This window comes from Actinophytocola sp. (assembly GCF_045807065.1).
Taxonomy (GTDB): domain Bacteria; phylum Actinomycetota; class Actinomycetes; order Mycobacteriales; family Pseudonocardiaceae; genus Actinophytocola.
On record NZ_JBJMIE010000218.1, the window covers coordinates 1 to 12,810 of the forward strand.

The 12,810-nt window shown below is 74.5% G+C and carries 1 protein-coding gene; it reads left to right on the forward strand.

Annotated elements, in window-relative coordinates:
• Positions 1 to 12,810 (forward strand): amino acid adenylation domain-containing protein (locus tag ACJ73U_RS12930; protein ID WP_407777829.1); only part of this gene is annotated, 12,810 nt, incomplete at both ends.

Consider the following 12,810-nt stretch of genomic DNA (forward strand, 5'->3'; position numbering starts at 1 on the left):
GGCCGGTCCCGGTGGGCGTGCCCGGCGAGCTGTACCTGGCCGGCCCGCAGGTCGCGCGCGGCTACCTCGACCGCCCCGGCCTCACCGCGGCCCGGTTCCTCGCCGACCCCCACGGCGCAGTGGGCACCCGCATGTACCGCACCGGCGACCACGCCCGCTGGACCGCCGCCGGCACCGTCGAATACCTCGGCCGCGCCGACGACCAGGTCAAGATCCGCGGGTTCCGCATCGAGCCCGGCGAGGTCGAGGCCGCGCTGCTGGACTGCGCCGGCGTCGGCGCGGCCTGCGTGGTCGCCCGCGAGGACGGCGGGCACCGCAGGCTCGTCGGCTACATCGTGCCCACCGCCGCGCCCACCCCCGTGCCCGACATGGTGACCGACATGGTGACCGACACCCCCACCCCGGCGGGGCTGCGGGCCGAGCTGAAACGGGTCCTGCCCGACTACCTGGTGCCCGCCGCGTTCGTCGTGCTCGACCGGCTGCCGCTCACCGCGAGCGGCAAGATCGACCGCCACGCCCTGCCCGCGCCGCGGACCGGCGTCGACGCCGACAGCGACTACGAGCCACCTCAGGGCGACCTGGAGGAGCGGCTCGCGGTGCTGTGGGCCGAGGTCCTGGGCGCCGAGCGCGTCGGCCGCGACGACAACTTCTTCGGTCTGGGCGGCGACTCGATCCTGTCCATCCAGCTCACCTCCCGCGCCCGCCAGGCCGGGCTGCGGTTCACCTCCCGCGACGTGTTCGCCAACCAGACCGTCGCCGAGCTGGCCGCGGTCGTCACCACCGCCGAACCGGCCACCGCGCCCACGCCCGCGCCGGTGGGCCCGGCGCCGCTCACCCCGATCCAGTCCTGGTTCCTCACCACGCACGGCCCCCGCCCGCACTACACCATGTCGCTCGCCCTCGACCTCGCCGACGGGGTCGACCGCACGGCGTTGACCGCCGCGGTGCGCGCGGTCGTCGCCCACCACGACGCGCTGCGCACCCGGTTCCACCTCGACGGCGACACCTGGCGCCAGGAACCGGCGGAGTGCACCGTGGACGTCGAGACGATCGACCTCGCCACCAGAGCCGAGGACACCGAGGACACCGCGGCCGAGGCCGATCTCGCGGCCCGCGTGGCCGCCGCCGCCGAAACGGCTCGCGCGTCCCTAGACCTCATCGAAGGCCCCGTGCTGCGGGCACTGCTGTTCGACCTCGGGCCCACCCGGCCGGCCCGGCTGCTGCTGGTCGTCCACCACCTCGTCGTGGACGGCGTGTCGTGGCGGGTGCTCGCCGAGGACCTGGCCACCGCCTACGCCCAGGCGGTGGCGGGGGAGCCGATGCGGCTCACCCCCGTCGGCACCGGCTTCGGCGAGTGGGCGCACCGGCTGGGCGAGCACGTCACCGCCGGCGGGTTCGACGACGACCTGCCCCACTGGACCGCGACACCCACCCCGGCTCCGCTGCCCACCGACCGGGACGGCGACGCGACCGCGGGCACCGCCCGCTCCCTGACCGCCCGCCTGGACCGCGACACCACCGCCACGCTGCTGCGGCTCACCGAGACCCGCTACCGCGCCCACGCCGAGGACGTGCTGCTGACCGCGCTCGGCCGCGTCCTCGCCGGCTGGACCGGCCGCGACACCGTCGCCGTCACCCTCGAGGGCCACGGCCGCGAGGACGTCCTGCCCGGCAGCGACCTCTCCCGCACCGTCGGCTGGTTCACCACCCAGTACCCCCTGGTCCTCTCCCTGCCCGCGACCGGCTGGGACGCCACCCTCAAAGCCGTCAAGGAACAGGTCCGCGCCGTGCCCCGGCGCGGCATCAGCTACGACGCGCTGCGCCAACTGCGCCCCGGCAGCGGCCTCACCGCGCCGCTGCCCGAGCTGTGCTTCAACTACCACGGCCGCTGGGACGACACCGGCGACGCCGCGGTGTTCCGCACCCGCCACGAACCCTCCGGTGCCGAGGTCGACCCCGCCGCGCCACTCGACTTCCCCCTGGAGATCAACGGGCTCGTCGAGCACGGCGAGCTGGTCCTCAACTGGCAGTACTCCACCGCCCGCCACGACGAGCACACCGTCCGCGGACTCGCCGAGGGCATGATCACCGCCCTGCGTGCCCTCGCAGAGCACTGCGCCCGACCCGACGCCGGTGGCCGCACCCCCTCCGACTACCCCCTCGCCCGCCTCACCCAGGCCCAGGTCGACACCATCGCCGGCACCGGCGCGCACGTCGAGGACATCTACCCGCTCACCCCGCTGCAGGCCGGCATGCTGTTCCACAGCCTCGTCGACCCCGACAGCGGCGCCTACGTCGACCAGGTGCGGCTCACCCTCGACGGCGTGGGAGACCCCGAGGCGCTCGCCGAGGCGTTCCGGCAGGTCGTGCAGCGCACCCCGGTGCTGCGCACCCGCCTCGTCTGGGACGGTGTCGACGAGCCCGTGCAGGTCGTGCAGCGCCGCGTCGACCTCGCCATCACCCACCACGACCTGCGGTCCCTCACCGACGAGGCGCGGACCAGCGTGCTGGACGAGCTGCTGGCCCACGACCGCGCCAACCGCATCGACCCCGCCGGCGCCCCACTGACCCGGCTGACCATCGTGCGCACCGGCGACCAGCGCGTCGATCTGATCTGGTCCACCCACCACGTCCTGCTCGACGGGTGGAGCACCGGGCAGGTGTTCACCGAGGTCGTCGCCCGCCACACCGCCATCAGCCGCGGCCTGCCCGCCGCCGTGCCGGCACGCCGCCCGTTCCGCGACTACCTGACCTGGCTCGCCGCCCAGGACACCGACGCCGCCGACAACCACTGGCAGACCGTGCTGGCCGGGTTCGACACGCCCGTCGCCATCCCCTACGACCGGCCACCCACCCAGGCCCACCGCACCGAGTCCAGTGCCACCACCCACACCGGCCTGGACGCCGGCCGGCTCCGCGCGGCCGCCCAGCGCGCCGGGCTGACCGTCAACACCGTCGTGCAGGGCGCGTGGGCGCTGCTGCTGTCCCGGTGGGCGGGCACCGACGACGTGGTGTTCGGCAGCACCACCTCCGGCCGCCCGGCCGAACTGCCCGGTGTCGAGTCCATGGTCGGCATGTTCATCAACACCGTGCCCACCCGGGTCGCGGTCGACCCGCGCCGTCCGGCCGGGCCGTGGCTGCGTGAGCTGCAGGCCGCGCAGAGCGAGGCCCGCCGCCACGACTTCCTCGCGCTGACCCGCGTGCAGTCCCACGCCGACCTCGCCCCGGGCGCCGCGCTGTTCGACAGCGTCGTGGTGTTCGAGAACTACCCCTTCGAGGACACCTCCACCGCGGACGGTCTGCGCGTGGTCGACGTGCGCACGATCGACACCACCAACCTGCCGCTCACCCTGTCCGTGCGCCTGGACGAACGCGTCCACTTCGAGCTGGCCTACGACCCCGCGCTGCTGGACGCCGCCACCGCCGACCGCGTGGCCGGGTGGCTGCGCGCCCTGGTCACCGGCCTGGCCGAGGACCTGACCCGCCCGCTGGGCAAGCTGGACTGGCTGTCCGAAACCGACCGGGCGCTGGTGCTCCCCGCCCCCGAACACGCCGTCAGCACCGGGGCGCCGCTGTTCCACCGCGTGGTCGCCGACCAGGCCGCCCGCACACCCGAGGCCACCGCCGTCGTCTGCGGTGCCGCGACGCTGACCTTCGCCGAGCTCGACACCGCGGCCAACCGGCTGGCCCACCGGCTGATCGCCGCCGGCGCCGGCCCGGAAACGGTTGTCGGCCTGCGGATGCCGCGCTCGGTCGACATGGTCGTGGCGTTGCTCGCCGTGCTCAGGGCCGGCGCCGCCTACCTGCCCATCGACCCCGGCCTGCCCGCCGACCGCGTCGAGTTCCTCCTCGCCGACGCCCGGCCCGTGCTGGTCCTCGACGAACTCGGCGACCTGACGCCCTACCCGGTCGAGGACCCCGACGTCCCGGTGCGGCCCGACCACGGCGCCTACGTCATCTACACCTCCGGCTCCACCGGCAAACCCAAGGGTGTCCTCGTCGGCCACGGGAACCTGGCCGCCCTGCTGCACGACCACCGCGTCGACCTGCTCGAGCCGCTCACCGGGCCGCAGCGGTTCGCGCTGACCGCCACCTTCTCGTTCGACACCTCCGTCGAGGGCCTGCTGTTCCTGGCCGCCGGCCACGAACTGCACGTCATCGACGAGGACCTGCGGCTCGACCCGCCCGCGCTGCTCACCTACTTCCGCGACGCCGGCATCACCGCCGCCGACCTCACCCCCACCTACGCCACCCAACTGGTGGCCGCCGGGCTGGCCGAGGTTGGCCTGCAGCTGCTCCTGCTGGGCGGCGAGGCCACCGGCGACACCCTGTGGCAGGACCTCGCCGCCCACCGCGACCTCACCACCGTCAACTACTACGGGCCCACCGAGGTCACCGTCGACGCCACCGCCCGCACCCTGACCCCGGGCAGCCGCCCGCTGATCGGCCGCCCCCTCACCACCGTCCGCGCCTACGTGCTGGACGGCGAGCTGCGGCCCGTGCCGGTGGGGGTGCCCGGTGAGCTGTACCTCGCGGGCCCGCAGGTCGCGCGCGGCTACCTCAACCGGCCCGGCCTGACCGCGGCCCGGTTCCTCGCCGACCCCCACGGCGCACCCGGCACCCGCATGTACCGCACGGGTGACCGCGTCCGCTGGACCACCGACGGCGAACTGGACTACCTCGGCCGCACCGACGACCAGGTCAAGATCCGCGGGTTCCGCGTCGAACCCGGCGAGGTCGCCGCCGTGCTGCGCCGGCTGCCCGGTGTGCGGGACGCCGCCGTCGTCGCCCGCCAGGACGGCACCACCGGTGTCCGGCTGGTCGCCTACCTCGTCGGCGACACCGACGACCCCCGCGCCGCGCTCGCGCGGGTGCTGCCCGACTACCTCGTGCCCGCCGCGTTCGTCACGCTCCCCGAACTGCCCATGACCGCCAGCGGCAAGCTGGACCGCCGCGCGCTGCCCGCGCCCGACCTCACCGCCGCCGACACCTACCTCCCGCCCCGCACCGAGGCCGAACGGGTCACCGCCGCCGCCTGGGCCGACGTGCTCGGCGTCGAGCGGGTCGGCGTCCACGACAACTTCTTCGCCCTCGGCGGCGACTCGATCCTGTCCATCCGCGTCGTGTCGCGGCTGCGGGCCGCGTTCGGCAGCCAGATCTCCCCGCGCGCCGTGTTCGAGCACCCCACCGTCGCCGCGCTCGCCAAGGCCGTCCCCGGCGGCGACACCGCCACCATCCCCACCCGCGCCGCGACCGGGCCCGCGCCCATGTCGTTCGCCCAGCAGCGGCTCTGGTTCCTCGACCAGTTCGAGGAGGGCAGCACCGAGTACCTCACCCCCACCATGCTGCGCCTGACCGGCGACCTCGACGTCGCCGCGCTCACCGCCGCGCTCACCGGGCTCATCGCCCGCCACGAGTCCCTGCGCACCACCTTCGACGAGGTCGACGGCCGCGGCGTGCAGATCGTGCACCCCCCGCGGCCCGCCGACCTCACACTGGTCGACCTCAGCGACAACCCCGCCGGGCTCGACGCCGCGCTGGCCGCCGAGTGCGCCCGCCCGTTCGACCTGCGCCGCGGCCCGCTGCTGCGCACCACCCTCGTGCGGCTGAGCCCGACCGAACACGTGCTCGTGCTGGCGCTGCACCACATCGTCACCGACGGCTGGTCCACCGCCGTGCTCACCGACGACCTCGCCGCCCTCTACGCCGGCGCCACCCCCGACCCCATCCCGTTGCGCTACACCGACTTCGCCGCCTGGCAACGCGACTGGGCCGCCGGCGAGGACGCCGCGGCCAGCCTCGACCACTGGCGCACCGCGCTCGCCGGCGTCGAACCGCTGGACCTGCCCACCGACCGGCCCCGCCCCGCCGTGCGCACCGCCGCCGGCGCCGTGCACCGGTTCACCCTGCCCCCGCAGGAGACCGCCGCCCTCGTCGAGCTCGGTAAACGGCGCGACAGCACACTGTTCATGACGCTGCTCGCCGCCTGCCAGGTGCTGCTCGCCCGCTACTCGGGTCAACGCGACATCGCCGTCGGCACCGCCACCGCCGGCCGCGACCGCGCCGAGCTCGACCGGCTCGTCGGGTTCTTCGTCAACACCGTCGTCCTGCGCACCAGCATCGACCCGGCCGAGTCCTTCACCCACCTGCTGCGGCGCGTGCGCGGCACCGTGCTCGCCGCGTTCGCCCACCAGGACGTGCCGTTCGAACGCGTCGTGGACGCGCTCGCCCCCGAACGCGACCCCAGCCGCAACCCCCTGTTCGACGTGATGGTGCTGCTGCAGAACACCCCCGACGAGGTGCCGGACCTGCCCGGGCTCACCACCACCGAGGTCAGCGCACCCGTCGTGACCTCCACCCACGACCTCACCATCGAGTTCCAGCAGGCCGGCGCCGAGCTGCTCGGCGGCATCGAGTACAACCCCGACCTGTTCGACGCCACCACCATCGCCCGCCTCGCCCACCACCTCCGGGTCCTGCTCGCCGCCGTCGCCGCCGCCCCCGAACAGCCGCTGACCACGGTCGACCTCGTCGACACCGAGGAACGCGCCCGACTCCTCGACCAGTGGCGCGGCGGCCACGACCCCGGCCCGCACCCGCCGCTGACCGCCGTGTTCGCCGCCCAGGCCGCACGCACCCCCGACGCGGTCGCGGTCGTCCGCGGCGGCGAGTCCCGCACCTTCGCCGAACTGGACGCCGACGCCAACCGGCTCGCCCACTGGCTACGCGCCCACGGCGCCGGCCCGGACCGGCTCGTCGCGCTGCGCCTACCCCGCTCCGTGGACTTCGTCGTCGCCCTGCTCGCCGTCCTCAAGTCCGGCGCCGCCTACGTGCCGGTCGACCGGAGCCTGCCCGCCGACCGGATCGAGTTCCTGCTGGCCGACACCACCCCCGCGGTGGTGCTCGACGCGCTGCCCGACACCACCGACCAGCCCGCCACCGACCCCGGCGTCGTGCCCCACCCCCGGCAGCCCGCCTACGTCATCCACACCTCCGGCTCCACCGGCCGCCCCAAGGGCGTCGTCGTCGACCACGGCAACCTCGCCGCCCTCTACCACAACCACCGCGCCACCATCATCGAACGGCTGCCGCGCCGGCAACGGTTCGCACTCACCGCCACCTTCTCCTTCGACACCTCCCTCGAAGGCCTGCTGTTCCTCGCCGCCGGCCACGAACTGCACGTCATCGACGAGGACCTGCGGCTCGACCCACCCGCGCTCGTCGACCACTACCGCCGCGCCGGCATCACCGCCGTGGACCTCACCCCCGCCTACGCCACCCAACTCGTGGCCGCCGGACTCACCGAGGTCGGCCTGGACATGCTCATGGTCGGCGGCGAGGCCACCGGCGAGCGGCTGTGGCAGACACTCGCCGCACAACCCGACCTCATGGCCCTCAACTACTACGGCCCCACCGAGGTCACCGTCGACGCCACCGGCCACCGCATCACCCCCGGCACCCGCCCGCTCATCGGCCGCCCCCTCACCACCGTCCGCGCCTACGTCCTCGACAGCGAACTGCGGCCCGTGCCGGTGGGCGTGCCCGGCGAGCTGTACCTCGCCGGCCCGCAAGTGGCCCGCGGCTACCTCAACCGGCCCGGCCTCACCGCGACCCGGTTCCTCGCCGACCCCTATGGCAGGCCCGGCACCCGCATGTACCGCACCGGTGACCGCGTCCGCTGGACCACCGACGGCGAACTCGACTACCTCGGCCGCACCGACGACCAGGTCAAGATCCGCGGCCACCGCGTCGAACCCGCCGAGATCACCGCCGCGCTGCTGGGACACCCCGACGTCCGGGACGCCGCCGTGCTCGCCCGCACGGCAGGCGAGCACCTGCGGCTCGTCGGCTACGTCGTCGGCGGCGACCCCGACGAACTGACCGCCCACCTGCGCGCCACCCTGCCCGACTACCTCGTCCCCGCCGCGCTCGTGCCGATCGACCAGCTGCCGCTCACCCCCAGCGGCAAGCTCGACCACCGCGCCCTGCCCGAACCCGCCCTCCGCGAGGACCGCGGCCACGTCGCGCCCCGACCGGGCATCGAAGCCGACCTCGCCGCCATCTGGACCCGCGTGCTCGGCGTCGAACACCTCGGCGCGCACGACAACTTCTTCGCCCTCGGCGGCGACTCCATCCTCTCCATGCAGGTCGTGTCCACCGCCCGCGAAGCCGGGATCCGGGTGAGCGCCAAGGACATCTTCCTCCGCCAGACCGTCGCCGACCTCGCGCTCGTCGCCACCCGCGACACCACCCCCGCCCTCGCCGCCGACACCGGCGGTCCCGCCCCGCTCACCCCCATCCAGCGCTGGCTCCACACCACCCTCCCGGCCCAGCACCGCGACCACTACGCCATGTCCGTCACCGTCGAGGTGGACCCGCACGTCGACGTCGAGCGGCTGCGCCACGCGCTGACCGCGCTGGTCGAACACCACCCCGCGCTGCGCACCCGCTTCACCGAGACCACCCAGGAACCCGGCCCCGCCGCCCCGCACATCCTCGACGTCGTCACCGAACCCACCGGCCGCGCCGAACGCGACCAGCGCGCCGCGGCCACCCAAACCGCCCTGCGGCCCGCGACCGGCGACGTGTTCCGGGCCGTCCTGTTCACCGGCGACACCCCCGTGCTGTTCCTGACCGCACACCACCTCGTCGTGGACGCCGTGTCCTGGCGGATCCTGCTCGCCGACCTCGAACGCGCCTACAGTGGCGCACAACCCGGCCCCCGCACCGTCTCCTTCGGACAATGGGCACGGCTGCTCCACGACCACGTCCAGGCCGGCGGGTTCGACGACGACCTCCCACACTGGCAGGCGATCACCGCCACCCCACCGCTGCCCGTCGACCACGACGGCGGCCGCAACCGGACCGCCGACGCCCGCACCGTCACCGCCACCCTCGACCGGGCCGAGACCCACGCGCTGCTGCGCCAGGTGCCCGACGCCTACCGCACCCAGGTCAACGACGTGCTGCTCGCCGCGATCGGCCGCGCCGTCACCGAATGGACCGGGCACGACCGCGTCCTCGTCACCCTCGAAGGCCACGGCCGCGAAGACGTCCTGCCCGGCACCGACCTCTCCCGCACCGTCGGCTGGTTCACCAGCGAGTTCCCCGTCACCCTCGACCTGCCCGCCACCGGCTGGGACGACACCCTCAAGTCCGTCAAGGAAACCCTGCGCGCCGTGCCCCGCAACGGCATCAGCTTCGGGGCACTGCGCCACCTCCGCGGCGACACCGACCCGGGCACCGGTCTCGACGCCGTGCCAGCACCACAGATCTGCCTCAACTACCTCGGCCAGTACAGCGACGACGACGGGGGAGCGGGCCTGCTGCGGGCCGACGCCGGCCACCTCGGCCAGGACATCGGACCCGACACCGAACGCGGCCACCTCCTCGACATCCTCGCCGCCGTCGAACACGGCCGCCTGCGGCTGGAATGGGAGTACAGCAGCGACCTCCACGACGAACACACCGTGCGGCGCCTCGCCGACCGCACCGCCGACGCGCTGCGCGAGATCCTCGCCCACTGCGCCCGCCACGGCGGCCGCACCCCGTCGGACTACCCGCTCGCCACCCTCACCCAGGCGCAGGTGGACACCCTCGTCGGCGACGGCCGCGACGTCGAGGACGTGTACCCGCTCACCCCCATGCAGGCCGGCATGCTGTTCCACAGCCTCGCCGACGGCTCCGGCGCCTACGTCACCCACACCCGCGTCCACCTGTCCGGAGTCGACGACCCACGGCTGTTCGCGACCGCGTGGCAACGCGTCGTCGACCGCACCCCGATCCTGCGCACCGCGTTCGTGTGGCGCGGCGTCGGCACCCCCGTGCAGGTCGTGCGCCGTCACGTCGACGTGCCCGTCGAGTACCGGCCCATCACCGACGCCGACGAGTCCACCGACCTCGACCCCGCCGCCGCGCCACTCATGCGGCTCGTCCTGGCCACCGGCGAGCCCGGCACCGTCGACCTGCTGTGGACCTGCCACCACCTGCTGCTCGACGGCTGGAGCACCTCCCAGGTGTTCGCCGACGTGCTCGGCGAGTACGTCACGCTCACCACCGGCCGCCCCGCCGCGCACCCGGCACGGCGCCCCTTCCGCGACTACCTGGCCTGGCTCGCCACCCAGGACGTCACCGCCGCGCAGCGGCACTGGCGCGACGTCCTCGCCGGGATCACCACCCGCACCCCGCTGCCGTTCGACCGCCCACCCGTGGCCGCCCACCACACCGAGACCACCGCGGCCGTCCGGCTGTCACTGCCCGCCGCCGAACTCGAACGCACCGCCCGCGACCACGGCCTGACCGTCAACACCGTCGTGCAGGGCGCGTGGGCGCTGCTGCTCGCCCGGCACAGCGGCGACCAGGACGGTGCACACGACGTCGTGTTCGGCACCACCGTCTCCGGCCGGCCCGGCGACCTCCCCGGCGCCGAGTCGATCGTCGGCATGTTCATCAACACCGTCCCCACCCGCGTCCACGTCGACCCCGCCGCGCCCGTGCTGCCCTGGCTGCGTGCGCTGCAGGAGGCGCAGGCCGAGTCCCGCCGCTTCGACTTCCTCTCCCTCGCCCAGGTGCGGGCCTGCGGCGCGGTGCCGGCCGGGGAGCCGCTGTTCGACAGCCTCGTCGCCTTCGAGAACTACCCCATCGAGACCGAACACGCCGACGGCCCGCAGGTCGCGGCCGTCGACAGCGTCGAGACCACCAACCTGGCACTCAGCCTCGCGGCCCACCTCGACGACCCGGCCGACACCCGCACCGACGACACCGGCGGCCCTGAGCTGCACCTGGAGCTGGGCTACGACCCGCGCCTGTTCGACCGCGCCACCGCCGAGGCCCTCACCGAACGGCTGCGCCGCCTCGTCGCCGCCATCGCCACCGACCCCGACCGCACCCTCGGTGAGCTGCCGATGCTCTCGGCCGCCGAACGCCGGCTGGTGCTGCACGAATGGCAGGGCGCCGCGACCGGCACCCGACCCGCCACGCTGATCGACCTGTTCCGCACCCAGGCCGCACACACCCCCGACCTGCCGGCGCTGATCGCCGGCGACGACGTGCTCACCTACGCGGAACTGGCCGCCCGTGTCACCGCGCTGGGCCGCGTCCTCGCCGCCCGCGGCGCCCGCCCCGAAACGGTCGTGGCGCTGGTGCTGCCGCGGTCGGTCGAGCTGATCATCGCCCAGCTCGCCGTGGCCGCCGCGGGCGCGGCGTACCTGCCGGTCGACCCCGACTACCCGGCCGACCGCAAGGAGTTCATGCTCGCCGACACCGAACCGGTGCTCGTCATCGACGAGGCCGCCCAGGTGTCCGCGCTCGCCGCCGAACCCGGAACCGAACCCGCCGTCGCCGAGGTCACCAACACCGCCTACATCATCTACACCTCCGGCTCCACCGGCCGCCCCAAGGGCGTCGTCGTCACCCACCGCGGCCTCGCGAACTTCGCCGCCGCCCAGGCCCAGCACTGCGCCGTGCGGCCCGGGGACCGGGTGCTGGCGTTCTCCTCACCCAGCTTCGACGCCTCCGTGCTGGAACTGTGCCTCGCCCTGCCCAACGGCGCCGCGCTCGTGGTCCCACCACCCGGGCCCCTGCTCGGCGAGCACCTCGGCGCCGCGTTACGCGACTGCCGCATCACCCACACCTTCATCCCGCCGGTCGCCATGGCCACCGTCCCCGCGATGGCCTTGCCCGACCTGAAGACCCTGATGGTCGGCGGCGACGCCTGCACCGCCGCGCTCGTGCGGCAGTGGGCGCCCGGCCGGCGCATGCACAACGTGTACGGGCCCACGGAGGCCACCGCGCTCAGCACCTGGTCCCAGCCGCTGCCCCCCGACCGCGGCACACCGCCGATCGGCCGCCCGCTCCCGCAGTTCCAGGGGCTGGTGCTCGACGAGGACCTGCGGCCCGTGCCCGTCGGCGTGCAGGGCGAGCTCTACATCGGCGGTGTCGGCCTGGGCCGCGGCTACCTGAAACGACCCGGTCTCACCGCGTCCCGATTCGTCGCCAACCCCCACGGCGCGCCCGGCGAGCGGATGTACCGCAGCGGTGACCTGGTGCGGTGGAACCGCGGCGGGGAGCTGGAGTTCCTCGGCCGCGCCGACGGCCAGGTCAAGGTGCGGGGGTTCCGCGTCGAACTCGGCGAGGTCGAGGCCGCTCTGCGCGAGCACCCGGACGTCACCGACGCGGTCGCGGCGGCACGCCCCGACACCGCCGGGCACAAACGGCTCCTCGGCTACGTGGTCGCCGCGCCCGGTCGGGTGCCCACCGGTGGGGAGCTGCGCGACTTCCTCGCCGAACGCCTCCCGGAGTACATGGTGCCCACCGGGTTCGCCGTCATCGACGCAGTCCCCATGTCCCCCAACGGAAAAGCCGACCGCCGCGCCCTACCCCAACCCGACCTCGCACCCGCCGCACCCGAGTTCGCCGCGCCCCGAACGCCGGTGGAGACCACGCTCGCCCGGATCTGGGCGGACGTCCTGGGTGTCGACCGGGTCGGGCGCACGGACAACTACTTCGCCCTCGGCGGCGACTCCATCCTCAGCATCCAGGTCGTGTCCCGCGTGCGCGACGCCCTCGGCGTCGAGATGTCCCCGCTGACCCTGTTCACCCACAGCACCGTCGCCGACCTCGCCGGGGCGCTGGGCGACCAGCTCGCCGAGCCGATCCCGGCCGTGCCCGACGGCCCCGACCACCCGCTGTCGTTCGCGCAGCAGCGGCTGTGGTTCCTGCACCAGTACGAGCCGGACAGCACCGAGTACACCGTGCCGCTGGCGGTGCGGCTGCGCGGACCGCTCGACCTCGACGCGCTCTCGGCCGCCA